The sequence below is a fragment of the Actinoalloteichus hymeniacidonis genome (assembly GCF_014203365.1).
GTDB classification, from domain to species: domain Bacteria; phylum Actinomycetota; class Actinomycetes; order Mycobacteriales; family Pseudonocardiaceae; genus Actinoalloteichus_A; species Actinoalloteichus_A hymeniacidonis.
Genome location: NZ_JACHIS010000001.1, coordinates 5,047,737 through 5,072,553, shown reverse-complemented (window position 1 = coordinate 5,072,553; position 24,817 = coordinate 5,047,737). Strand labels below are relative to the sequence as shown.

Sequence of the window (24,817 nt, the reverse complement as noted above, 5' to 3'; positions counted from 1 at the left end):
CCGGCCAAGTCGCCGCTGACTCCCCCCAGAGAGTCGCGGGATTGGTGCGGCCGGTGCCGGCGCGCATCGACTTCGTCCGTACGCTTACTTCAATCCCAGTGCTGTCACGTTACCTGCCCAGACGGCCGCATATCCAGAGTTCCTGGAAACTGCTGGCCGGAATCGTGTCGAGCGCACCGTCCGTTACCGTACCGATGCGCCCGACTACGGTGTGCGCACCGAGAGATGAAGATCGAGAAGGTCAGTCTGTCAGCGGCTTCTGGTATACAACTATCTGATTGTTGCTCGCGGTGGTTACTGGGGAACGACGCCAGTCGCTCCACCGGTGGGCCACCTGCAGCCCGGCCAGCTGCGCCATCAGATCCAACTCGGGCGGCGTCAGATAACGCATGCGGACGGGCCGCACGGTAACCGAGCCGTTCTCCAGAAGAACCTGCTGGGTGAACATCGTCTGATCGATAGGATTGTAATCGACGGCCCACAATCCGACGCTCGTCGTATTGATCGACTCGACGAGAAGGTGCTGATTGTCGTCGCCAATCGGCGCGGGTAGCGGCAGCCTTGTCGGCAATTCCACGATCAGATAACCGCCGGGTTCGAGTTGATCGGCGGCATTCTGCACACAACGGGTCTGCTCCTCCTGCGAATGCAGGACGAATGGGCCCCAGTCGATCCAGGGGATGAGCCGGTACAGGCCATCGCCCTTCTCGTTGATGTAGTTCTTCTTGAATACCCGAATCCGATCGGCGTCGGGTTTCTCCAACAGCTTCTCGAGCATCTCCTCGGCGAGCTCGAAGCCGTGCACCTCGAGGCCCGCACGGACCAGCGGAAGCGCGACCCGCCCGGTGCCAAGGCCCAGTTCGAGCACCTTGCCATCGCCCGCGAGCGAGACGAGCGTCTCCAGACAGTCGTCGTCGATCTCGGGGCCCATCCACTCGTCGTGGATGTTGGCCCAGTACTCGCCCCAGGCGGTATGGGTGTCGACCCGTCGGGGGTCCTGCTGCTTGCCTGATGTTCTCAATGGATCGATCACGGTGCCCACCCTGTTCTCTTGCGGGATCTGCTGATCACGACGCCTCGTCGTGGGCGCGGTAGTAGGCGCTCAGCGCTGCGGTGATCTCGGGATCGTCGAAGGCCAGCAGTTCGGCGGGCGGGACGAAGGTGGGATGCAACTCGTCCAGCGAGCGCTGGAACATCCCCCGGAGCTGCTCCTCGATCAGTGGCGGCCAGTCGACGGGGATGCCCCAGTCCTGCTCGTAGCCCAGTGCCAGGGTGTGCCGCACCGCGGTCTCCAAGCAGTCCTGCCTGCTCAGCGCCTGGATCGGCTTCCGAACGGGCGTGAAGACGTCGAGGGTGGTGTCGTGCTCCTCGCCCAGCAGCCGGGCCGCGAAGTCCTTCGCGATCAGCGGCGACTGATGCAGGCCGTCCCGGTAGGTCCCGGTCATCATCCACAGCCCGTCGATACCGACCTCGCCGAGCAGCGGGAAGCCGTCCAGCGGGACCGGGCGGTTGCCGACCATGATCCGGTGCACCGCGCCTTCGACCAGGTCGCTGCGCATCTGCCGGGTCGAGCCGAGCAGCAGATTCAGGTCGTCGATCCGAGCCGAGGTCCTCGGCTGGGTGGAGATGTTGTTGGTGGCGCCCAGGTAGATGGTGCCGTCGCCACGCGGAACGACGTGCAAGCCGCAGGCGAACGCCCGGTTCGGGGTGCGGATCACGTGGTCCGGAGCGGTGCTGTCCTCGGTCTCCAGCAGCAGCGCGACCCCGTAACCGGAGACGATCGCGGGGATCCGGGCACGGACGTCGGGAGGCAGGCAACCCAGTAGGTCACCGGAGGCCACACCGGCCGCGAGCACGACCGATGGCGCGGACACCACGTCGGTGGACTCCAGGACTACGCCGGTGGCGCGGCCGTTGTCGACCAGCACCTCGACGGCCTGCTCGTCGATCAGCGTGCCGCCCGCCCGGACGAAGGCGGTGGCCAGCCCGCGCAGCAGTGCGGCGGAGTCCACCGCGTGCTCGTTGGGGATGAACATGGCCTTCATCGGGCGCGAGGTCGGCTCGGGCGCCAGCCAGTCGATCTGGTCGGGATCGAGGTCCTCGTAGGGCTCGTCGTATTCGTCGAGCGCGGCACGAATCGATGCGTATCCGGCCGTGTCGATCTCCGGAACGCCGATGGTGTTCAGAATGATTATCGTGCCTTCGGCGCTGCGAATAACGCGCTCATCGGAGGCTTCGATAATCGATTGTTCCCAGTCATTCCACAAGGCCGTGGCGCGGACGTCCATGGCGAGTTTGGTGCGGCCATGTTCGCTTTGCAGCAAACCCGGAGTCGCCTCGCCGAAACAGCCATTCATGGCGCCCGCGACCGCCGAAGCGGCAAAGGGCCGGCTAGCCTTTCCGAGGACCGCTACCTGCACGCCTCGGCGAGCTAATTCGAGTCCCAGGGAAAGGCCAAGAGTGCCATTTCCGACTACGACAGCATCAAAAATCTTAGAATCCCCAGAATTGTTAGTGGACATTTGCGGTCCACTGAATAGACGCATAATTGTGAGTTGTCCGCACGGCAGTGAGAGTTGCAGCGCCTCATCGACACAGTCAACGCATAGTGATATAGGTCACACTTTAGCGATTGTGTCTTACCTGACCACCGCGAAGTGCAGTCGACAATTTGCCTAACTGAGGGCTCTTCGGTCGTCCGCTCGGGTATGGTGGCTTCAGACTCGAGACTGGGGGCGTCTCGTTCGGGCACTGTCAGATCCTTGTGTGAGCTCATCGGCTCTATCTCGTGTTCCAGTGCGCCGCAGGAGTCTTGAGAGACGCTCAAGGGAGGCGAACGATGTCTTTTTCCACCCACGGAGATAACGAAGACTTACGTGGAGTGACCGACCCGGACTTCCTGGCACTCGGGCTCGGCGGAACGAACATGATGGCCATGCTCTGGTCCGTCGCGATGGGTAAGCGGGCAGTCGGTATCGACATGCGCGGTGACCCGTCGCCCGGCGCCTCGTGGAACATCGCTGCCGAGACCTATCACCAACTCGGACTGATCGATCAGATGATGCTGGCGCGCTATGGCGCGGACCGGCTGCCCCGACGCGGCGACGGCAGACTGTTCCTGCTCGCCGAATGCTTCCACTCGCCCGGCGCGGTGACCGGAACCATCGCCGTCGAAGAGGTCATCAACTGCTTCTTCGACTTCGACGACGAAGAACTCAAGATCGCGGGCATCGTCGATCACCTGGAGTACATCGACGACCGGTGGGTCGACGGCAGGCCGCACCGAGTCGTCCGCGAACTGCCCACCGCGAAGATCCCGAACCGACCCGACCCCCGGGCGATCCGCAGCAACCTCGAAGACGTACTGCGCGGCCCGCACCCGTTCCAGGTCTCCGCGGCCGAGCTGCTGACGCTGATGCGTCGGTACCTCGAAGCACTGGAGGCCATGGACCTCGCCACCGACACGCAGTACCCGCGAGTCCGGTTGTTCAGTCAGCACCGTGCCATCGACGTCGAGGGCGACGGTCTCATCGAGCTGCCCGACGGACGCAGGCGCATTCGGATCGAGGCGCTGCACGAACTCGACTACCGAGGCAACTTCGTCCACGTACGCGAGCCCGGCACCCCGATCATCGACATCGGAGTTCCCGAACTCTTCGTCATCGCGCAGGGCCCCAACAGCGCCGACGCGGCCAAGCTCGGCTTCACCCGCTTCGACATCGAGTCCGACCGGGAGAACGGCCGGGGCAGGGTCGCGGCCAGCGCCGACTACGTGGCGATCCTGTTCAGCCTGCACGCCACCGGCCGATTCCGGTACCGCATCGCCTCCGAGTTCGACCCGGACGGCAACGAGTACTGGGTCCGCCAGATGCTGCTCGGACACGAGAACGACCCCGAGGTCGGCTGGATGATGGTCCAGGTGCCCGACTACCTGACCTTTGATCCGGTGCTCGCGGGCATGGTTCCGCCGGAGGTCGACACGGCATCGCCGGAGTACTTCGCCGCCTACCAACTGTTGATCTACGACTTCCTGATGGAGCGCGCCGAGGAACTCCTCGAGATGCCGCGCAAGGAGATCCAGAAGATCAACACCTTCTACGGTCCGAAGCTGGTCCACCTGGTGCAGCGGGCGGGCAACGACGCCAGGGTGGCGGGCAACGGGGTTGTCGCGGGCGACACCTACGGCAACGGACACTTCTTGAACAGCGGCGACTCGATCGTCGGCATGGTCGGCCACGGCTCCCGGGTGTTGGACTACTGGCGTCGGCGCGAGGCGGGCGTCGCACCGGAACAGGCGATCACCGCGCTGGCCAAGGGCATTCAGGACGACACCGAGGTGTGGCTCGACGCCAGCGTCGACGAGCACATCCAGCCGGTGCAGCCCGGGATCGACCCGGCGAAGATGGAGCAAGCCCGGCTCAGCAGGCGTTTCCTCGCCTCGCTCGACCTGTCCGACTGGAACCGGCTGCTCGTGCACGCGGGCAGGCTGCACACCGACGAGTTGCCGGTACCCGGCCGAACCCACCCGGCCGAACGCGGCCTCGGCTGGGCCAAGCGTCGTCGGACCCCTGTCATGGCAGGCGCGGCGTTGATCCCCGATTCGGCCACCGCCGCCTACGACGTCTAGGGCTTCAGATGACCGCGCCGATCACCACCACCTCGGCCGCGGAACCGACCACCGGGCCCGGTGCGCATCAGTGCATCGCGGGCCCGGCGGTCGAATCCGTGACGCCCTGGCCACCAGCGGCACTTCGCGACTGGGTGTACGAGAATCCGAGGCTGTCCGCCGAGCGGCGCGCGCTGTTCGCGCGCTGGCTGGAGGACCCGACACCGAGGGAGGACATCGCCGCGTCGTTGGGTCTCTCGCTCGGTGAGCTGCTGCGGACCTTCAACGACACCGCGCCGTTGTCGCCCGCCATGCCGTTCACCTACCGGGGCATCCCCTTCACCTCGGTGGCGATGGACGGGACCTGCGACGACATCGCCGACGGCCGATTCCCGCTGTTCGGCACGCCGGTGACCTTCCGGTGCTACCTCGACGATCCGACGCTGCTGCCGCAGGAGATGTTCGAGGCGGCGGACTGGAACTTCATGGACGCGGGCAGGCCGGGGTTCCTCGGCTACGCCTACGGCGTGCACCACGAGGGCGCCGTCTACCTGGCGGGCGTGCAGAGCGACCTGGCCGTGCGCTACGCCTACCTGTTCCAGGGCCGCGACGACCGCACCGAGATCCGGCGGGGAGACGAGGTCGTCGAGGAGTCCTCCGCCGCGTTGACCGAGAGGTTCGCCGACCACGTTCCGGTGCTGCGGCGCACCTTCCAGCGCTACTGGATTCCGATCCTGCTCAGCGCCGTCGTCGCCTGGACCCGACAGCGCACCGACATCACCGAGCTCGGACTGTTGCAGTTCCCGCTCACCCCGGACGAGGACCGGCAGGGCACCGTCGTGCACCGGGTGTACCGGGAACTGCCACAGCGGTGGGACAGCTCGCTGCGCTGCATCGGCATCGACGGGACCTGCAACGCCTACGCCGTGGCCGGGCTGGACACCGTGCGCCGCTACCTCGGCGAGCGCGTGAAGTTCGACGCCCCGGCCTGACCATCGAGAAGGCCGCCCCGACCGGAGTCCCGTAAGCCGGGGCGGCCCTTCTCATGCGGGTGGGCGTCGCTAGCCGATCGTGGTGATCACCGACGTCGGAGCTGCCGCGATCGACGACATCGGCAGCGTGATCGCGAAATCCGAGGCGAGCAGTCGGTGCGCCGTGCGCAGCGCGACGGCCTGAATGGTCAGCGTCGGATTGGCACCGCCGGGGAAGGGCAGCACCGCGCCATCGGCGACGTAGACGTTCTCGGTGTCGTGCAAGCGCCCATCCGGATCGGTGACGCTGCTGGCCGGGTCGGTGCCCATCCGGCACGTGCCGTGCAGGTGGCTGCTGCCCATCGCCCAACCCGAGGGTTCCCGCACGGTCACATCGCACCCGGCCGCGTCCAACAGTCGTTCGCCCTGGCGCAGCATGTACTCCAGCCGCGCCAGATCCCTCGGATGCGCCTGGTAGTCCATCATCACGTCGGTCACGCCGTGGGCATCGACCCCGGAACCCAGCCGGACCCGATTGGTCGACTGCGGTTCGTCCGGGACCAGCGCCTCGATGCGAACCAGCTGTTCGTTGCCCCGCAGTCGGAAAGGACGTTCCGGCCTGGCCTCGTAGAGGATGCCGCCGAGCCCGCCCGGTGCCTCCGGCCGCTGGTACAGGTCGGTGACCGCGCAGGTGGAGAACGGTCCGAGACCCATCACCTCGCTGCCGGTGGCGGCGGACTCCGCGTTGTAGCGGTAGCCGACGAGGTATTCGCTGAGCTTGAAACACAGCCCGCGGCCGACGAGGTCCCGGCTGTTGCCCAACCCGGTCGGATACCGATCCGAGGTGGAACGCAGCAACAGCGCCGCTGTCTGCACCGCGTTGCCGCAGACCACGAACCGCGAGGCACGAACCTGATAGCGCTGCCCGGAATCCATCCGAACGCACTCCAACGCGGTGGCCCGACGGCCGCCCTCGGTGTGCAGTCGGACGGCCTTCATCCCGGCGAACAGCTTGGCGCCCGCTCGGATCGCGGGGTTCAGGAACCGGGTGACCGCGTCACCCTTGGCCGACACCGGGCATTGCCGACAGATGCACGGCGCATCGCCCACACAACCCGGTCGCCCACGATAGCCGTGGCTGTTCACCGCGAGCGGCGTGGTGAACGGCTGCCAACCCATGGCCTCGGCGCCGCGCGCCAACAACGCGCCCTCGGCCGAGCGGGCCACCGGCGGCAGTGGGTACGGCGCGTCCCTGGCGGGCAGGGTCGGGTCGGCGTCGGTGTCCCCGGCCACCCCGACGAGCTGCTCGATCGCCGTGTAATACGGGTCGAGTTCCGTCGCGTCCCACGGCCACCGCAGTGGCAGCTCCGCCGTGCCCAACGCGGTCTCCGGATCGAAGTCCACCGGACGGTTGCGGAAGAACGCCCCGCCGTAGAACACGGTCCCACCACCGACATTGCAGGTCGTCCACGGGTAGCCGACCTTGCCCCAGGTGCCGTTCTCCTGCCGCACCCAGGCGGCCTCCGACTCGGCGAGCAGATCGTCGTAGTCGACGTCCTCGGTGACGTGTCGGCCCTGTTCGACGACGGCCACCGACAGGCCCGCGTTGGCCAGCAGCCACGCCGTGGTCGCCCCCGACGCGCCGCTACCGATCACGCAGACGTCGAAGGGATCGGCCAGATCGGCCTCGGTGGGGGCCGGACCGTATCCGGTGTCGCCCGCCGCGGTCATCCGACCTCGGCCCCGACCGGCTCGGCGATGCGCTGCGGCGCCAGGGATTCCAAGGCCACCCGCACCTCGGCCAGGTCCACCGGGACCAGCGGGAGTTCGCGATCCCCGGTGGGTGTGCCGAGGTCGTCGAGCAGCACGAAGGGAATCTGGCCCGGTCCGGCCGGGAGGTAACCACGCTTGTTGTCGTCGCGGACCACGGCCAGGACGTCCTCGATGTCGATGCCGACGGGAAGCCGGGTCGGTGCGCCGAGCGCCTCGACGATCTCGTCGTGCACCCGGACGTTGTCCAGTGAGAGTCGGCCCCTGTTGTGCGAGATCCGGGCCGCCACCAGCATTCCGAAGGCGATCGACTCGCCGTGGGAGAGCCCGGCGACGCCTCGACGGCGGTGATCGACCAGCTCGACGGCGTGCCCGACGGTGTGGCCGTATTCCAGGATCAGCCCGGCCCGCTTCTCATGGGAGTCGTGCGCGGTGACGCTGGTCTTGGCGGCGATGCTGCATTCCAGCAGCCAGAGCAACGATCGCGGTTCCGCGAGCCTGCCCTCGGCGAGCACCTCGCGCAGCGCGGGCAGGTCACCGGGACGGATCGCCAGACAGTTCTTCGCGGCCTCGCACAACCCCGAGCGCAACTCTCTCGCGGGCAGCGTGGCCAGCAGATTCACGTCGGTGAACACCCCGTGCGGCGGGAGATAGGTGCCGATGTGGTTCTTGCCCCGGCTGCTGTTGATGGCCTGCTTCAACGACAGCACCGAGTCCATCGCCGCCGTGGTGGTGGTGGGGATGTGCACGAGCCGGATGCCTCGGAACAGCAGGGCGGCGATGACCCCTGCGAGGTTGCCGGGCACCCCACCGCCGAAGGCGACGACGACGGTACGCCGGGTGGCACCTGCGGCCAGTACGCGTTCGATGTCCTCGGCGAGACAGGTGAGGGTCTTCATCCCCTCGCCCGGTGGACGGCTGATCACGTCGACGGGGGCGAGCGCGCGTAGACCGGGAAGCAACGCGTCGCCGTGTAGACCGATGACGGTCTCGTCGGAGACGACGACGAAGCTGTCGGCGTTCAGGGTCGCGAGTTCTTCGAGGATCGCGCCGATACAGCCCGCTCCATAGCGGTACGGGTACTCGGCATCACCGATCCTGACCTGGCGGACTTGCAAAAGGTCCTGCTTCTCGGCGCCGACTTCGTCCCGAGTCGCCATCAACCATCTCCTGTCCTGCCGGGGTGCCACCTGCGCAGCCTCGAAAGGAGCAGCGAGGAGGCATCTGGTGTCCTTCGACTCCGACGGCGACGATCATTTGCCCTCATGCGTCGTTCGCCGGTCGGGTATCGCCTGCGACGGAAGCGTTCGATCGGCGAGTGGGCACCCGCATGCGTGTGCTGTCGCGCCGTCGCGCACGACGCCACTCCCCAGTGGATTGATCCAACTCATCGCCAACGGCAATGCGCCGCCCAGGAATCTACTGTAATGCCGCAGCCGATGAGTATTGCGAGCGCATTATCACAGTTTCCTAACCCGGCTGAGGCATCGCTGAATTACTTTGAATTCATTGCCGAAGTGCACGTGATCGAAATGATCACGCGTTCGGGAGTCAGCCGGGTATGCGGTCGGTTACCGTCGGCTACCGAATGAAGCTCTGTGGCATCGAAACGGTAGGGATCGGAACCTGTCGCAAGCGTGTGTGGTGGTCCATCTCGGTGTCGTCAGCCCCCCAGGCTGTCGTGTGACAGTGCACAGTGTCCGACTATTACCACCACTGTCCGAGGTGGAGTTCCTGCTGGTCAAGTCGGCGTAGCTGCGTGCTGTCTGCTGCTTGACTCGAACGATACCCGAATCCGTCAACACGGTGTAGCTCGTTCGAAGAACTGCTAGTGTCGGGCTTCGGAGTTCTCGCCTTCCGGCCGCTCGATCAAGGCGAGATCCGTCCGCCAGTCCGGGTTTGTCGAACCCCTGAGTTGTTGGTTGATCCCGGGCACGGGGCGTGATCTAGTAGAGACTCTTGAGCTGACCCTGTCAAGCGTCGAGCCTTCTGGGGGCCGACCGGTATCGCGGCGTCAAGCCGCGCCTTTCGGAGGAATGCAATGGTTACACTGCCCTTACTTCCGGTTGTGCCTAGACATGTGACGGTCTTCGTGAATTGGGCCTGCAATCTCACTTGTCGCGAGTGCTGGATGTATGGCGATTCATCTGCCGAGAGCCACTGGCTCAAAGAGGTGAAGCGGGACGAGATCAGCATCGAGATGTGGAACGCCGTGGTCGACGAGCTGGCCACGAACCAGCAGGAGAAGGTCTACCTGACGATCATGGGCGGCGAACCGCTCATGCACCCCGAGATCGTCGAACTCGTGAAGCAGGCCAAGACCAGGATGCCCGACTGCAACCTGGACATGAGCACCAACGCCACCCTGCTACCCCGGTACGCCGACAAGCTCGTCGAAGCCGGGATCGATGACGTCTATGTCTCCATCGACGGCCCCAACGCCGAGGTCAACAACCCGATCCGGGGCCGGAAGTCCTTCGAGCGGGCCATCGAGGGCCTGCGCAGCCTCCAGGAGGCGACCCGCAAGGCAGGCCGTGGCCCGAAGATCGCGTTGAACTTCACCGTCACCGGCATGAACTACACCTACCTGCCCGACATGGTGCGGCTCGCCGAAGAGGTCGGGGTCAGCGAGGTGACCGTCGGCCTGGCCAGCTACTTCACCCCGGCAGAGGGCAAGGCCAGCCGCGCGGCCTTCGAGGACGTCACGTCGCGGCCCTTCCTGTCCTGGGCGGGGTACTGCAACGAGCACCAGCACGCCGACATCGAACCGCAGCGTCTCCAGGAGCTGATGGAGGAGGCCGAGGGCCTGTCGGACAAGGTCGAGGTGCTCATCGCCCCGACGCGCTACGACGCCAAGCAGAAGAGCAAGTTCTTCACCAAGGAATGGCGCGGGATCGTCCGGGAGAACACCTGCATGAAGCTGTGGGCGCAGACCACCGTGCTGCCCAGTGGCGACGTGATCAGCTGCACCACCTTCTCCGACACCGTGATGGGCAACATCAAGGACAGCTCGCTGGGCGAGGTCTTCCACGGCGACACCTACCAGCGCATGCGCGAGACCATCAAGCAGGGATTGCAGCCCATCTGCCATCGCTGTTGCGAACTGAACATGGACATCGACGTCGACCCCGCGTTGTACGCGCCGGTTGCCGCGGGCGTGGAGGGATGATGACGCGCACAGCAGCGCAGGTCGAGAATGCGACCTACCAGGACCTGAGCCGAGCACAGCAGGTCTACGGCGAGGCGTTCCGCAAGACCTTCGAATACATCTGGGGAAGCCACATCCCCGGTGCGGTGGCCGAGTTCGGCTGCTTCGAGGGCTTCAGCTCGCTCCTGCTGGCCGATCTGATCGGTGAGTTCGACGCGCAGACCGACTTCTACACGGCATTCTTCCCCCGCCACCTCTACGTCTACGACTCCTTCTCGGGCTTCCCGAAGAGCGTGAACAAGGTGGACTCCATCTCCTACGAGGTCGCCGACAGCGGCTACTGGCGGGAGAACGAGGACGCCTCGCCGCCCGGGACCGAGGAGATGCTGCGGACGGAGTTCGCCAAGCGCTTCGGCGACACCGGCTGGTCGGTGGTGCGCGGCATGTTCGAGCAGTCGCTGGTGGAATCGCCCATCGAGGAGCAGGTCGCGATCGCCAATCTGGACTGCGACCTCTACTCCTCCTCGGTGGAGGTGCTGGACCACCTCGTCGGTCGCAAGCTGCTGCCGGACGGCGCCGTGCTGCTGCTCGACGACTACAACTGCAACCGCGCCAACCCTCGGTTCGGCATGCGACGGGCGATGCGCGAGGTCTTCGAGCGCACCGACGGCTTCTACGAGTACAGCGAGTTCCTTCGCTACGGCTGGCACGGGCGGGCGTTCTTCGTGCACCGCCTCGGCGACAGCCCCGACCCGGACGCGTGAGGAGGACCATGAGCGACAACGAGATTCTGGCCCTCATCGTGCGGGGCCCGAAGCAGCACGAGTTGGAGCGGATGCCCCGGCCCGTCGTGGGCGAGGGCGAGGCCCTGGTCGCGGTGACGCATGTGGCGGTGTGCGGCACCGACCTGCGGCTGCTGCGTGGCACGCTGCACGACGCCGAGTATCCCGTCATCCCCGGTCACGAGTGGGCCGGTCGGGTGCTGGAGGCGCCGAGCAGGCCGGAGCTGATCGGCAAGGCCGTCGTCGGCGAGGGCATCACACCTTGCGGCCGGTGCACCAGTTGCGTGGCGGGCAGGCACAACCTGTGCCTGGATCTCGACGAGGTCGGCTTCACCAGGGCGGGTGCCTTCGCCGAGGCGTTCACCGTTCCCGAGGCCAACCTGCGGCTGCTGCCCGATCACCTCACCGGTGCCGAGGGCTGCCTGCTCGAACCCTTGTGTGTCGCACTGCACGCGGTCGAGCGGGCCCCGGACCTCGCCGGACGCGACGTCGGCATCATCGGGGCAGGCACGATCGGTCTGCTGATCGGCCAGCTCGCCGTGGCCGCCGGTGCAGGCAGCGTCACGGTGGCCGAGCCCTCGGCGCATCGTCGCTCGATCGCCACGGAATTCGGTCTCGGTTCCTGTACGGCGATGGGGGACTGGGCCGAGAACCAGCCCGAGGTCGTCTTCGACGCCACCGGGGTCGCCTCGGTGTTCCCGCTGGGACTGGAGGCCACCCGACTCGGTGGCTCCTATGTGCTGGTGGGGTACTCCGGCGAGGAGTCGACCACCTCGGCGCCGAGCACCGTCATGCTGCGCGAGCTGACGGTGTACGGCGTGCTCTCGGGCTACGACCAGATCGACGAGGCACTGCGGGTGGTGGCCGAGGGAACCGTGCGGTTGCGGCCCCTGCTGAGCGACTCGATTCCGATCGAGAACTACCGATCGGTCCTCGACGAGCAGGAGAACCCGCCGTTGCGCAGCGTCTTCGTGACGGGCGTCGAATAAGTGCTGGAACGAGCGGGTGGGGGTCGTATCAAGGACGGCCCCCACCCGCTTCGCCCTGCTAGACGATCGAGCGATACACCGAGGCCGTGTCGGCGGCGACATTGGCCAGGTCGTAGCGCGCTCGCACGGTCTTGGCCGCGCGTTCCGCCGTGGTGACCCGCCATTCCTTGTCGGCCAACGCATCCCGGATGCCCGTCGCGAACGCGGGCGCGGTCCGCTCGGGGACCAGCCAACCCAGCGTGCCCTGCTCCAGGACGTTGGCCACGCCGCCGACGCCGACCGCCACGATCGGCAGCCCGCAGGCCATCGCCTCCAGCATCACGCTGCCGAACTCCTCGTGCAGCGGCGCCATCAGCAGCAGGTCCATCGCACCCATCGCGGCCGGGATGTCCTCATTGGGCAGATAGCCGGTGACGGTGACCCGATCGACCAGCCCGCGCGTCCGGACCTCTTCCTCGAACAGATCCCGTTCGTTGCCATCACCGCAGATCAGCAGGTGCACATCCGTGTCGCGCAGCTCCTCGGCGATGTCCAGGATGATGGGCCAGCCCTTCTCCCTGGCGATCCGGCCGACATAGCCGACCACCGGGGTTCCCTCGGGCAGTCGCCAGCGGCGCCGCAGCTCGTCGACGGCCTCGGGGGTGGATCGCCCGGCGAACTCGTCGGCGTCGATCACATCGGGTAGGACCGAGATGCGATCCGGCGAGACCCCCGTGTACTTGGCCAGGATGCCGACGGTGCGGGGAGTCAGGGTGATGGTGCGGGCCGAGGCACGGATCGCGAGCCGTTCGATGCGGCGGGCGAAGGGCTGTAAGAACCGGTCGAGGGCGTTCATCGGGTGGTAGGTGACGATGATCGAGCAGTGCACGGTCAGGACCAGCGGAATCCGCAGCACGCGGGTCAACAGCCAGCCCAACAGCGGCGGGATGATCACGCCGCTGCAATGCACGTGCAGCACGTCGGGTCGGCTCCGGGTGCGCACCAGGTAGGCGAGCACGCCCAGCGCCCAGGCGAGGTTGAGGTCCACCATCCCCCGGATCCGCGAGCGCAGCGGCAGGACCGGCACCCGCACGCCGTGCACCGTGGTCCGATCCGACATCGCCCACTTTCTCGGCGCACCGGGAATCCGCAGTGTCAACACGGTCTGCTCGACATCGTGGGCGTCGAGCTGACTCGTCAATCGATAGATCTGCGATTGCATACCGCCGATGGCGTCGAACTTGACCGGCCATGAAGTCTTCGCCAGCTGCGGCCAGTAGAAGTGCGGCGTCAACCGCAGTACTCGTAGTGGTCGCTTCTTCGAAGCACGTTCAGTGTTCACTGGCCACTCTCCGCGTCGGTGTATCTGATCGGCCAGTAGCCGGACCGAATTAGACGGTCACGAACCACATTGGATCAGTCGCGTCACCATTCGCTACGGAACGTAGCCGAGCCCCAGATCTCCTACGCTAGCACCACCTCGGATGCTACGGGGTGGGTTTTGTTGGCGCCCTGCGAAACTGTCGTCGCGAACCTTGTGAAAGCTCGTCGAATTGCAGAAGATCTCGGGTACCGTTCGGTACTGGCCGACGGCGTGACTACGGAGGACTACTATGGGGAATTCGGGCATCGAGGGGTCGGACACACCGATCAGCCCGCCATTCCGGTTGGCAGTCGACGAGCTCGTTCCGCATGTGAACAAGCGGATGGACGCACTCGACACCGCCGCCGAGAAGATCAGTCTCGATCCGCGACTGCTCGAACTGGTACGTACCAGGGCATCGCAGGTCAACGGCTGTGCGTACTGCACGGACTCGCATAGCGCCGAAGCCGTCGACCTCGGCGAGAGCACCCGCAGACTGTTGGCTCTGCCGGTGTGGCGAGAGGCGCCGTTCTTCACTGCTCGGGAGCGTGCAGCCCTCGAACTGACCGAGTCGATCACTCGGCTCAGCGAAGGCGCGGTCACCGATGAGGTATGGAATGCGGCGGCTGCCGAGTTTAGTGAGGTAGAACTCGCCGAGCTGGTGTGGACAATTGCCATCATCAATACCTATAACCGTATTGCGGGCCCGGCTCGACCCTGGACCATCGAGTGATCTATTACCCGTTGACGGGCACGCTTGGTGAATCGTCGCCCATTCTTTCCGAGGAGACGAAGCGCTAGATGACAACAACTTCGCCAACCGGGGAGGACACCATAGCGGCCCCGGGATTGGCAATGTCGGAAGCCGAGGTGTTCGCGGACTTCCTGAGTCGCGTGAATCTCAGCGGGGCCGTTGTCGCCGAGATCGGCGGCGCATTCCCGATCGACTTGCTGCATCGGCAGGGCGTTGCGAAGTGGTATTCCATCGACCCGCATCGGGCAGCCGAGACGAGTCAGGACGGCATTCGGGAGGTCATCACCGCCCGTGCCGAGGAGATGCCGTTGGCCGATGCCAGTGTGGATGCCGTCTTCTCCTGCAACGCCTTCCAGTTCCTCGATGTGGCCGCCACCCTGGTTCAGGCGCACCGGGTGCTGCGACCCGGCGGGCTGCTCTACGCGCACTTCGGCCCGATCTGGAGCGCCGTCGACGGCCACCAGCTCGAATACGTGCGCTACCAGGACCGAGACCTGACCTTCTGGGACGACACACTCCTGCCGCCGTGGGCGCACCTGGCCTATGACCGGGAGGAGCTGCGCGCCCTGCTCCGCAGTGGACTGACCGAGGAGCTCGCGGATCTGCTGGTGGCGCACGTACACGACGACGACACGATCAACCGGTCGTTCTTCGAGGATTACGTGGCCGCCGCATTGGCCAGCGGCCTGGAGTGGGTTCAGCTATCGGCCACCGACCAACTCGATTACCAGATCGCACCGCCCGAGTACGACGCGGGGCTGCTGCGAACGGTCGATCCGGCACAGCTGGCTCGCGAGGTCTCGCACCGCCGGGGCGTTTCGACCCAATTGGGGGTTCGCGACGTCTTGATGGTGCTGCGTAAGGCCTGCACCGCGAAGTAACACGACTACACCATGGTGTCGTCGAGAACAACGTGCCTGGGGGCGGCGAATTCTCGAACGACGGCGATGCTGCGCCATTCGGATGAGGCGGCGGCGGGCAGACGCTTCGGCGTTGCGCCGTACCGCAAAGCGCGTCCCGGGTCACTCCGGGCGCCGAGCCGAGCGATTCGGCGGGCGTGGCATCGCGATTCACCGGCACAACGACTATCGAGGAGAGCCATGAGCGGACTCGCCTTTCTTGGGGGCACACCAATTCGTCGGCCGAGGCCCTGGGCACAGTGGCCGCAGTACGACGACGCAACGGAACAGGAGCTGCTCGCCGCGCTGCGCTCGCGACGCTGGGCGGTGAGCTGGCCGACGGACGGAACCCAGTCGCGCGAACGTCGATTCGCCGCCGAGTTCGCCCGCTACAACGACGTCAACTACTGCGCCAGCGTCGACCACGGTTCCAGCGCACTGGTCGTCGCCCTGGAGGCACTGGACATCGGCCCCGGTGACGAGGTCATCGTCCCGGTCATGACCTGGGTCGCGCCGGTGACCTCGGTGCTGCGGGTCGGCGCGCTGCCCATCGTGGTGGACGTCGATCCCGAGACCGGTTGCGTGACGCCGGAGGCGATCCGGGCCGCGACCACCGAGCGGACCAAGGCCGCGATCGTGGTCCACCTGGCCTGCACCGTCGCCGACCTCGACGGCATCCGCGAGGTCACCGAGGAAGCCGGGATCTCGCTGATCGAGGACTGCGCCCAGGCCCACGGCGCGCGGTGGCGAGGCCGCAACGTCGGTACCTTCGGCGCGCTGGGCGTGTTCAGCTTCCAGGTCGGCAAGGTGCTGGCAGGCGGCGAGGGCGGCGCGGTGATCACCTCGGATCCCGCGTTGTACCGCCGGGCCGAACAACTGCGTGCCGACTCGCGCCGCTATGCCGACGTCGACCCGCCCGCGGGCGGCGAGGAACTCGTCGAGGCCGGGGAGGTGATGGGCGGGAATTACTGCATGTCCGAGCTGACCGCGGGAGTCCTGCTCGATCAGCTCCCGCGCTTGGCGGGTCAGCACGAACACCGGGAGAAGTCGGCGGCCGTCCTGGAGGCGGGTCTGGCCGAGCTCGGTGACTTCAGTGCGATCCCGCTGCCCGAGGCGGCCGATGCCCGGTCGATCTACGAGTACGGCATCCGATTCCGGCCGGGCACCTTCGGTGCGGTGCCGGTGGGCAAGGTCGCCGAGGCCATCGGCGCCGAGCTGGGGATGGCGCTGTGGCCGCCGGACCTGCCGCTGCACCGCAGTGTCATGTTCCACCCGCACACCAAGCGGCGTTTCGCCTCGGTGTGGACCGAGGAGGGCAGGCAGCGGTCGCTGGGTCGGGAGTACCCGGGTGCGGAGCAGTACCGCGAGACGACCTTGATCTTCCACCACAAGGCCCTGCTCGGGGATGCCTCCGACATGGCCGACATCGTGGCGGCGGTCGAGAAGGTTCGCGACCACCACGAGGAACTGCGCTAGGTATCTCGCCGAACCGGGCGGGGTCGCCTCGGACCCCACCCGGTTCGGCTATCGGGATCAGGCCGCAGCGGGCTCGGCGGCGTCGTCGGTCGGAACGGGCCGGGCGGTCTTGCGCAACACCAGCACGGCGATCGCCAGGCACAGCAGGATGAAGCCCATGGCGACCAGGAATCCGAGTCGATAGCCGCCGGTCAGCGCCTCCACCTGCGGGGTGCCCTCGGTTGCCAGCCGGGCGGTGTGCGCGGTGGAGACCGCCGCGAGCACCGCGACGCCGATCGCCCCACCGACCTGCTGCATCGTGTTGAACAGCGCGCCTGCCAGCCCGGCGTCCGACGGCGGGGCGTCGGCCATCGCCAACGCCGTCATCGCGGGCACGACCAGCCCGCCGCCACCGATCAACACCATCGAGGGCAGCAGGTGTGTCAGGAAGGTGCCGTCCACCGGAACCCTGGCCAGCAGAGCCAGGCCGATGACGATCGGGATCAACCCGATGATCAGCATGCGTCGCTCGCCGTACCTGGCGTTGAGCTTGGGGGCGAATCCGAGGGTGATGACCGCGGTGATCGCGGTCATCGGCAGGAAGGTCATACCGATCTGCAGCGGGGTGTACTCCAGGACCAGCTGTAGGTACAGCGAGGTGATGAAGAACATTCCGAGGGAGGCGGAGACGTAGACGGCCTGCAGGATGTTGCCACCGGAGAGGTTGCGGGAGCGGAACAGGCGCAACGGCATCAGCGGGTTGGCGGCCATCGCCTGGCGCACGACGAAACCGACCAGCAGTGCGAGGGCGGCGGCACCGAAGCCGAGCGTGCTGCTGGATCCCCAGCCGACGTTGGGAATCTCGACCAGGGTGTACACCGCGAGCATCAGCCCGGAGGTCACCAGCACGGCGCCGAGGAAGTCGGTTCCCCGGCCGAGGCCCGGACCTCGGTCGTCGTCGAGCACTCGGATGGCCAGCACGATGGTGGCGATCCCGACGGGGACGTTGATGAAGAAGATCCAGTTCCAGGCGATGAGCTGGGTGAGGACGCCGCCGAGCACCAGGCCTGCGGCACCGGCGCTGGTCAGCACGAAGGCGAAGATGCCGAAGGCCTTGCCGAGCTCGCCAGGGTCGTCGAACAGCGTGACGATCTTGCCGAGGATGACGCCCGCGCACATCGCCCCTGCGACACCCTGACCGAACCGACCCGCGATGAGGAGCTCCTGGGTACCGGCTAATCCGCAGAGCAGCGACGCCAGGGTGAACGTCACCAGTCCGGTGAGGAACAGCCGTTGACGTCCGATCAGGTCACCGAGTCTGCCCGCGAGTAGAAGTAGCCCGGCGAAGGGAATGAGGAATGCATTGATCACCCAGGCCAGATTCGCCTGGGTGAAGCCGAGTTCGACCTGGATGGTCGGCAGCGCGACATTGACGACGGTGCCATCTGTAACGATCATGAACATCCCGGTGCAGAGCACACCGAGTCCCAGCCAACGCGACTTCACGCGCGCCGGTTCGGTCTGATTCACGCCAGACCCCTCCCGCTTCCTAAGCTACCTGTGAGTTTGCTGACCATAGACCGCAAAGTGGATTTCCGGGGTAAGTTCGAGAAGCACATCAGGGGTAGGAAACTCTGGCCACCGTGGGATCCGGCATGGTATGCATTAGCTAGATAAACTGGGGCGGTTCAGCGATCTGGGCGGAAGTGAAGCTCGGGTTGAGGTAAGTCCGTAGGTGCCGTATCGGTGCCTGCGTCTGGGGTCGGTGTCAGTGAGCTACGAGAAGGGAACGGCAGGGGTCACGAGGTCGTGGACTTCGTGGCAGCCAGGAACATTGTCGGTAACATCGGGTACGCTTGTGTCTAGAGCGGCGCGATGTCGGCTACTGGGGTTCTCGACGGCATTCTCGCGGCCTATGCGGCATCGTGGGGGCGCCGCGCACCGGAATGTTCACCTTCCGTGATTCTTCATGCGCAGAATGAGAGAGACAGCTGATGGCGGATTCACCGGATGGTCCACCACCGATTTGGGATCGCTTTTCCGCGAATGAGCGGCTGGCGATCAACTTCACGCTGACCTGCAACCTTTCCTGCGCACACTGCATCGTGGAGTCGAGCCCGCAACGCACCGAGCGCCTCACTCTCGACGAGGTCAGGACGGCGCTGGAATCCGGGCGACACAACGGTAAGCGGCATGTCACCTTCAGCGGCGGCGAGGTCTTCCTCTACCCGGAGCAGATGGTCGAGGTCATCAGCTTCGCCACCGGCCTCGGCTTCGTGGTCGATGTCGAGTCCAACGCCTTCTGGGCCAGGTCAGAGGCCATCGCCAGGAAAAAGTTGGCGCCGTTCGTCGAGGCGGGACTGGCGGGCATGGCGTTGAGTGCGGACGCCTTCCACGTCGAGTTCTTCCCCGTCGATCGCACGATCAACGCGGCGAGGATCGGCCGGGAGTTCGGTCTAGTCACGGAGATCAACTTCTGCCCTTCGACGCAGACCGAGGTCGACGAACAGATCAAGGCCGCGCTGACCGCGGCAGGCGAGCCGTTCATCATGAACGAACTGCTCGACCGGGGTCGGGGCAAGGGGCTGCTGAATATCAGTATCGGGCGGCGAGTGGACGAGCTGCCGGATTGCGACAGCCTCACCACCACGGTGCACGCGACCGGCGATATGTATGCCTGTTGTGAACTGGATATCAGCACCGATGCGATGAAGCGGACGCCGGTGTTCCTCGGTTCGATCCGGGTCGGAGATCGGACCCAACAGGAACGGGACGAGCGCGAGCACCTGGTTACCTCCTTCTACGATCCGAACTCGCCGATCTACTTCCGGAAACTGGTCGAGGAACACCCGTTGTTCCAGGGGTTGACCTCGGAGCGGTACCAGAACATCTGCGACTTCTGTTTGTTGGCATTGCGGGACCCGGCGCGGGTGGCGGCCTTGCGGGAGATCTTGGCCGCGCATCGGAGTGAATCGTTACCGGTCGGTGCCGGGGTCGATAAGTGACCTGCTCGGCGGGTAATGTGCCGAGCGTTTTCGGGCCCAATTTATACTTAACTTCTCGACTTTTCATCGCGGATTCCAAGTAAAATAGGAGGCATGTACGAATACTATCCAAAGACCGGCGTCTGCTATGACCACGGTGAGAACTCGAAAATCTATATGATTTACACGTTCGGCTGCAATGCCGCGTGTGATCACTGTTTAGTGGAATCGAATCCGCGAAAGAAGAAGAAGCTCGATCCGGCGACCGCGATCGACCTTCTGACCACCGGGGCGAAGTACGGGAAGAGCTTCCTGGACCTCTCCGGCGGCGAGGCGATGCTGTTCCCGGAGGAGGTCCTGGAGGTCGCATCGGCGGCCCGCGACCTCGGCTATTACATCTGCCTCAACACCAACGCCTACTGGGCGCGCACGCCGGACAAGGCGGTCGAGACGCTGGCCGGGCTCAAGGCGGCGGGCGTGCAGGCGGTGTTCCCCAGCGCCAGCGCCTATCACCTGCGCTACGTGCCCCTGGAGCGGGTCAAGAACCTGCGGGCGGCCTGCCGGGAACTCGACATGGTCTACGAACTCAACTGGGTCTACTCCGACCAGCCCGAGGCCGACGAGCACATCAAGCAGGAAATGGGCTTGGAGGGCGAGACGCTGTACTACGACGGTCTCGTCACCGCGGGCAACAACTCCGAGACCATCGCCAACCTGGAGAAGATCTACACCAGGCGCACCCCGGAACAGTTGGACGACTGCCTGAGCGTCCACCTGGCGGTCAACCCGCATGGTCATGTCGTCACCAGTTGCAACATGACCTATGACAACGCCAAGTTCAAGGACACCCCCTTCTTCCTGGGCAATTTCCACGAACAGTCGTTCGAGGACATCCTGCGTGCCGAAGCGCAATCGCCGGTCCTGCAGTTCATCTACCACAACCCGCACCCGGCGCTGCATAACCTGATGGCCAACGATCAGGCCTTCGGCGACTACTACCGCGAGACCTTCTCGGAGCGCTCGTACTTCTCGGTCATCGACTACTACCTCGAGCTGTTCCGCGACCAGCGGACCGCCGCGTGGCTCCAGTCGAACCTGCCCGCCGTCGTCGAGGAGCAGCAGCGACAGCGGGCATTGACCACCGTGTGATCGGATCAGCGTCTTCCTGATGGGGGAGGCGATCAGTGGTATGCCGACCCGACCCGACGGCAGGCTCTGGGGGGACAGTGCCGGCGGGTTCGGGTGTCCACGCTCGACGCGGGAACGACTTGCCTCGCACGGTCACCCGCCTTCGACACTTCGTCCTTGGTACGGGAGAAGAGGACGGGATCTGTCCGCTTTCTCTGCGATCCTGGCGCGGTGGCAGGCAATGACAGCGATTCGACGTCCCGTATTCAGCATCCGCACCGACGTCCGCCGATGACGGGCGGCGCCTCGGTCTGGACCGTTGCCGCTCAGGGGCCGATCCGATGACCGTCCTGGACACGCGGGCGCTCAACCGGGCGACCCTGGCCCGTCAACTGCTCCTCGAACGTTCCGATCTGCCGGTGTCCGATGCGATCGCGCATCTGGGCGGGCTGCAGGCTCAGGAACCGCAGGAGCCGTTCATCGGACTGTGGTCGAGACTGCGTGACTTCGATCCGACCACGCTGTCGGACCTGCTGATCGGGCGCACCGTGGTGCGAACGCATCTCATGCGCCGCACCGTGCACCTGCTCACCGCCGCCGACACCCTCGCCTGGCGAACGCGACACAATCCGATGCTGCGCCAACGGGTCCTCGGGGTGTATCGCAACGAGTTGGCCGACGTCGATCTCGACGAACTCGCCGCCGAGGGCCGCGAGGTGTTGGCCGACGGGGAACCGAGGTCGATGTCCGAGTTGGCCAGGGCGGTCGCGGGGCGTTGGCCGGAACCGGGTCCGAGGCCGCTCGGCGAGATGCTGGTCGCCGCCTTGCTGCCCATGGTGCAGTTGCCGCCGCGCGGGTTGTGGCGGACCAAGGCCGGCGTGCGCAACCTGCTGCTGTCCTCCTGGGTGGGGCGTGAGATCGATCCACCCGCGCCCGAGGGCACCGATCCGGTCGGCGCGGCGCTGGTCCGGCGTTATCTCGCCGCCTTCGGGCCCGCCGCCTCGGCCGACCTGCGCGCGTGGTGTGGATTGGCGGGCCTCCCCGCTGCGGTGGCCTCGATCCGGGATGAGTTGGTGACCTTCCGGGATGAGCGGGGTCGGACCCTGCTGGACCTGCGCGATGCGCCGAGGCCGGACCCCGGGGTGCCCGCTCCGGTGCGGTTTTTGCCCGCGTTCGACAACGCGATCCTGGGCTATCACGACCGCAGCCGGATCATCGACGACGCGCATCGCGGTCTGTCGGTCGCCGGGATCCGGGTGGTGTTGGTCGACGGGCGGGTCGCGGCGACCTGGCTCGTTCGGGATGACACGGTGAGCATCACGCCGCTGCGGGAGCTCGCCCCGACCGACCGCACGGCCGTGGCCGAAGAAGGCGAGGCGGTGGCCGCGTTCCTCACCGACGGCGACAGCAGTCGCATCGAGATCACCGAGGTGGGCGCCGACGGCTGAAGATGTCGTCCGAACGGGCGGATTTCCGTTCGAGTGTGGCGTTTCCGACCGGGTTCCGCGTCATCTTGGCGGTACCGGAACCCGCTGTCGCCCGATCCCGAACGCCACCCACCACCGCCTGCCGCGCAGCGTTCTCCTCTTTCGGCCGCCGCTGTGCCCTGAGCTACGGCGACTATCCACAAAGGAGAGCTCATGTTCGAGACGACCTACTTCGACCCGGTTCGGTGACGGCATGGGACGACGCGAGCCCGGCGCGCTCAGTCCGCGACAGCAGGAGCTGTTGTCGTTGCTCGTCGCGGGGCACTCGGCGGAGAGCTGTGCCCGGCTGATGGGCATCGCACTGGGCACGGTTCGCAACTACATCAAGGACATGTGGATCGAACTCGGTCTGCACGGCCTGGCCGCCCTCATCGATTGGGGCATCGAACACGGTTACGGCACCTCCGGCGGTAAGCCAGACGAACCGGCCGACGGGCCGACCGGCCAGAACTGATCGAGGGTTGCCCTTCGGCGTAAACGATAGTCGACTATCACTTGTGTGTACTGTGGGGATCGTCCACGACCGCAGCAAGAGAGTTGGCAACCGATGGCGCAACCAGGGCAACTGCCGCTGTACATGCGGCGCGAGCGATTCGACCCCACCGCCGAACTGGGTGAATCCCGCCGTGCCGAGGGCATCCGGCTCGTCGACACACCGTTCGGCGAGTCCGTCCACCTGGTGACCCGCTACGAGGACGTCCGCATGGTGCTCGCCGACACCACCCGCTTCGGCAACGACCGAGCGGCCGCCCTGGCCGGGCCCGCCGTCGAATACACCGAGGAGGAGGCCAGGATGCGGGCGGGCCAACTGCTCGCGCTCGATCCGCCCGACCACACCCGCATCCGGCGGCTGCTCACGCCCGAGTTCACCATGCGGCGGATGCGCAGGCTGGAGCCTCGCATCGTCGAGATCGTCGACGCCGCGCTCGACGACCTGGAGAACGCGGGCAGGCCCGCCGATCTTGTCGCGCACTTCGGACTTCCGGTGCCCTCGCTGGTGATCTGCGAACTCCTCGGCGTGCCCTATGCCGACCGGGCGGAGTTCCAACGACGCAGTGATCAGATGCTCGACCTGTCGGCGACCGACCAACAGCGCAAGGTGGCCGAGGACGAGATCCGCCTCTACCTGGCGGAGCTGATCGCCCGCACCATGGCCGCGCCGAACGACGACCTGCTCGGCATGCTGGTTCGGGAGCACGGCACCGAGCTGACCGCCGACGAACTGGTCGGCATCGCCACCATCCTGCTGATCGCGGGCCACGAGACGACCGCGAACATGCTGAGTCTCGGCACCCTGGCCCTGCTGACCCATCCCGAACAGCTGGCCATGGTGCGCGACGACCCGGCCGCGGTCGAGCCCGCCATCGACGAGCTGTTGCGTTGGTTGTCGATCGTGCATGCCGGGGTGGCCAGGGTCGCGAAGACCGACACGGAGGTCGCGGGCCGGTCCGTCAAGGCGGGGGAGTTGCTGCTGATGTCGCTGCCCGGCGCCAACCGTGATCCGGCCTTACGCGAGGATCCCGACCGCTTCGACATCACCAGGGGCGTATCCGGTCACGTCGCCTTCGGCCACGGCGTGCACCACTGCATCGGGGCCCCACTGGCCAGGATGGAGTTGCGCATCGGCTTCCCCGCTCTGCTGCGACGCTTCCCGAAGCTGGCTCTGGCGGTGCCCTTCGAAGAGGTCGGGTTCCGCTCGAACCACGCGATCTTCGGGGTGAACTCGCTGCCGATCACCTGGTGAGGCGACGCCCCGCCGGAGTCGCGGGCAGCGCCGCTGCGGCATCGACGCCGTTTCGCGCGCTGCTGCTAGCTTGCCCGAATGGCAGACGCGCGGGCGCTGGGGCTGCGGGCCGACGCGGCCCGTAACTATGAACGGATCGTGGTCGCTGCGGGTCAGGCCTTCGAGGAGGTCGGGCCCGCAGTGACGCTGGAACAGGTCGCGCGGCAGGCCGGGGTGGGCGTCGCGACGGTGTATCGGCGCTTCCGCAATCGCGATCAGTTGGTGCGCGCCGTCGTCGAGCACGTCATCACCACCGAGATCCAGCCCGTGGACATCGTCGCGTCCGACGACCCGTGGCAGGACCTGACCGACTTCCTGAACCGCAGCCTGGACGCGCTCACCGGCAGGCGGGTGATGATCGCTCTGGCACGCGAGACCGACGCGATCGGGCCGGAGGCCTTCGCGCCCTTCCTGCGCTGGATGGATGAACTGGCAGGCAGACTCGTCGACGCCGGCCTGGTTCGACCGGAGCTGGTCGGCCAGGATCTCGGCGCGGTGATCATCATGGTGCTGGCGATGACCCAGGTGCGGGGGGAGTCGGATTCTCCCGCGCGCAGGCGCTATCTCGCGCTGCTTCTCGACGGCCTACGCCCGACGTCGAATGTGCTGCCCGGCGTACCGCTGGAGCCGATCATGCCCTGCTGATGCCATCGAGAAACTCCCGGTAGGGCTGTGCCCGGCGGGGTCCGAGGCTCGTTGATGTGGTGGTCGCGCGAGCA

The 24,817-nt window shown here is 66.3% G+C and carries 20 protein-coding genes; 14 read left to right on the top strand and 6 right to left on the bottom strand.

Annotation, left to right across the window (positions count from 1 at the left end):
* Nucleotides 1-241 precede the first annotated feature (241 nt).
* On the bottom strand, nucleotides 242-1,042 hold the full coding sequence (locus tag BKA25_RS21360; protein ID WP_069847159.1) for a methyltransferase domain-containing protein: 801 nt from the start codon (nucleotides 1,040-1,042) through the stop codon (nucleotides 242-244).
* Nucleotides 1,043-1,067: 25 nt separating this feature from the next.
* Nucleotides 1,068-2,522 carry an NAD(P)/FAD-dependent oxidoreductase gene (locus BKA25_RS21355; RefSeq protein WP_084642607.1) on the bottom strand — a complete coding sequence of 485 codons (1,455 nt, stop codon included), beginning with the start codon at nucleotides 2,520-2,522 and terminating at the stop codon, nucleotides 1,068-1,070.
* 359 nt (nucleotides 2,523-2,881) lie between these two features.
* Here BKA25_RS21355 and BKA25_RS21350 point away from each other — a divergent pair, with 359 nt between their 5' ends.
* Both BKA25_RS21350 and BKA25_RS21345 read left to right on the top strand, forming a co-directional pair.
* Complete coding sequence (locus BKA25_RS21350) at nucleotides 2,882-4,627, top strand: hypothetical protein (RefSeq protein ID WP_069847162.1); 1,746 nt, start codon at nucleotides 2,882-2,884, stop codon at nucleotides 4,625-4,627.
* Nucleotides 4,628-4,635: 8 nt separating this feature from the next.
* The gene (locus BKA25_RS21345) at nucleotides 4,636-5,598 is read left to right on the top strand and encodes a hypothetical protein (protein ID WP_069847164.1); all 963 of its coding nucleotides are present in this window, start codon (nucleotides 4,636-4,638) and stop codon (nucleotides 5,596-5,598) included.
* 69 nt (nucleotides 5,599-5,667) lie between these two features.
* Here the strand turns inward: BKA25_RS21345 and BKA25_RS21340 are convergent, their stop codons facing one another.
* Together BKA25_RS21340 and BKA25_RS21335 are read right to left on the bottom strand one after the other, a co-directional pair.
* Nucleotides 5,668-7,308, bottom strand: coding sequence for an FAD-dependent oxidoreductase (locus BKA25_RS21340; RefSeq protein WP_069847166.1), 1,641 nt, complete (start codon nucleotides 7,306-7,308; stop codon nucleotides 5,668-5,670).
* On the bottom strand, nucleotides 7,305-8,507 hold the full coding sequence (locus BKA25_RS21335; protein WP_157420967.1) for a 2-deoxy-scyllo-inosose synthase: 1,203 nt from the start codon (nucleotides 8,505-8,507) through the stop codon (nucleotides 7,305-7,307). Before BKA25_RS21335 ends, BKA25_RS21340 begins: the two co-directional genes overlap by 4 nt.
* An 881-nt stretch (nucleotides 8,508-9,388) precedes the next feature.
* Between BKA25_RS21335 and BKA25_RS21330 the strand changes: the two genes are divergently transcribed.
* From BKA25_RS21330 to BKA25_RS21320, 3 genes are read left to right on the top strand one after another with little or no spacing between them, the layout of a single operon-like run.
* A complete protein-coding gene (locus tag BKA25_RS21330) occupies nucleotides 9,389-10,516 on the top strand; it encodes a radical SAM protein (RefSeq protein ID WP_084642608.1) in 1,128 nt (375 codons plus the stop codon).
* Entirely contained in the window at nucleotides 10,516-11,259 is a 744-nt protein-coding gene (locus BKA25_RS21325; RefSeq protein ID WP_069847171.1) for a TylF/MycF/NovP-related O-methyltransferase, read from the top strand. The genes BKA25_RS21330 and BKA25_RS21325 overlap by 1 nt, the downstream gene beginning before the upstream one ends.
* A gap of 8 nt (nucleotides 11,260-11,267) precedes the next feature.
* Nucleotides 11,268-12,266 carry a zinc-dependent alcohol dehydrogenase gene (locus BKA25_RS21320; protein ID WP_069847173.1) on the top strand — a complete coding sequence of 333 codons (999 nt, stop codon included), beginning with the start codon at nucleotides 11,268-11,270 and terminating at the stop codon, nucleotides 12,264-12,266.
* Nucleotides 12,267-12,324: 58 nt separating this feature from the next.
* Here BKA25_RS21320 and BKA25_RS21315 read toward each other — a convergent pair whose 3' ends face one another.
* Complete coding sequence (locus tag BKA25_RS21315) at nucleotides 12,325-13,587, bottom strand: glycosyltransferase family 4 protein (protein WP_157420968.1); 1,263 nt, start codon at nucleotides 13,585-13,587, stop codon at nucleotides 12,325-12,327.
* Between the two features lie 271 nt (nucleotides 13,588-13,858).
* Here BKA25_RS21315 and BKA25_RS21310 point away from each other — a divergent pair, with 271 nt between their 5' ends.
* From BKA25_RS21310 to BKA25_RS21300, 3 genes are all read left to right on the top strand, one after another.
* Nucleotides 13,859-14,341 carry a carboxymuconolactone decarboxylase family protein gene (locus tag BKA25_RS21310; protein ID WP_069847177.1) on the top strand — a complete coding sequence of 161 codons (483 nt, stop codon included), beginning with the start codon at nucleotides 13,859-13,861 and terminating at the stop codon, nucleotides 14,339-14,341.
* A 122-nt stretch (nucleotides 14,342-14,463) separates the two neighbouring features.
* Complete coding sequence (locus BKA25_RS21305) at nucleotides 14,464-15,243, top strand: class I SAM-dependent methyltransferase (protein ID WP_069847178.1); 780 nt, start codon at nucleotides 14,464-14,466, stop codon at nucleotides 15,241-15,243.
* A gap of 219 nt (nucleotides 15,244-15,462) precedes the next feature.
* A complete protein-coding gene (locus BKA25_RS21300; protein WP_069847180.1) occupies nucleotides 15,463-16,737 on the top strand; it encodes a DegT/DnrJ/EryC1/StrS family aminotransferase in 1,275 nt (424 codons plus the stop codon).
* 57 nt (nucleotides 16,738-16,794) lie between these two features.
* Here the strand turns inward: BKA25_RS21300 and BKA25_RS21295 are convergent, their stop codons facing one another.
* Nucleotides 16,795-18,246 (bottom strand): DHA2 family efflux MFS transporter permease subunit, encoded by a 1,452-nt coding sequence (locus BKA25_RS21295; RefSeq protein WP_069847182.1) that lies wholly within the window; start codon nucleotides 18,244-18,246, stop codon nucleotides 16,795-16,797.
* Nucleotides 18,247-18,710: 464 nt separating this feature from the next.
* On the opposite strand from BKA25_RS21295, the gene BKA25_RS21290 reads away from it, so the two are divergent.
* The 6 genes from BKA25_RS21290 to BKA25_RS21265 all read left to right on the top strand — a co-directional run bounded on the left by BKA25_RS21290 (nucleotide 18,711) and on the right by BKA25_RS21265 (nucleotide 24,743).
* Nucleotides 18,711-19,721: a radical SAM protein gene (locus BKA25_RS21290; protein WP_069847183.1), complete on the top strand. Its 1,011-nt coding sequence runs from the start codon at nucleotides 18,711-18,713 to the stop codon at nucleotides 19,719-19,721.
* A gap of 93 nt (nucleotides 19,722-19,814) precedes the next feature.
* Complete coding sequence (locus BKA25_RS21285) at nucleotides 19,815-20,849, top strand: radical SAM protein (protein WP_084642615.1); 1,035 nt, start codon at nucleotides 19,815-19,817, stop codon at nucleotides 20,847-20,849.
* 320 nt (nucleotides 20,850-21,169) lie between these two features.
* Nucleotides 21,170-22,276, top strand: a complete 1,107-nt coding sequence (locus tag BKA25_RS21280; protein ID WP_069847187.1) for a winged helix DNA-binding domain-containing protein — start codon at nucleotides 21,170-21,172, stop codon at nucleotides 22,274-22,276.
* A gap of 232 nt (nucleotides 22,277-22,508) precedes the next feature.
* Entirely contained in the window at nucleotides 22,509-22,769 is a 261-nt protein-coding gene (locus BKA25_RS21275) for a helix-turn-helix domain-containing protein (protein WP_069847189.1), read from the top strand.
* A gap of 93 nt (nucleotides 22,770-22,862) precedes the next feature.
* On the top strand, nucleotides 22,863-24,059 hold the full coding sequence (locus BKA25_RS21270) for a cytochrome P450 (RefSeq protein WP_069847190.1): 1,197 nt from the start codon (nucleotides 22,863-22,865) through the stop codon (nucleotides 24,057-24,059).
* A 78-nt stretch (nucleotides 24,060-24,137) separates the two neighbouring features.
* Nucleotides 24,138-24,743 (top strand): TetR/AcrR family transcriptional regulator, encoded by a 606-nt coding sequence (locus BKA25_RS21265; protein ID WP_069847192.1) that lies wholly within the window; start codon nucleotides 24,138-24,140, stop codon nucleotides 24,741-24,743.
* The last annotated feature ends 74 nt before the right edge of the window (nucleotides 24,744-24,817 follow it).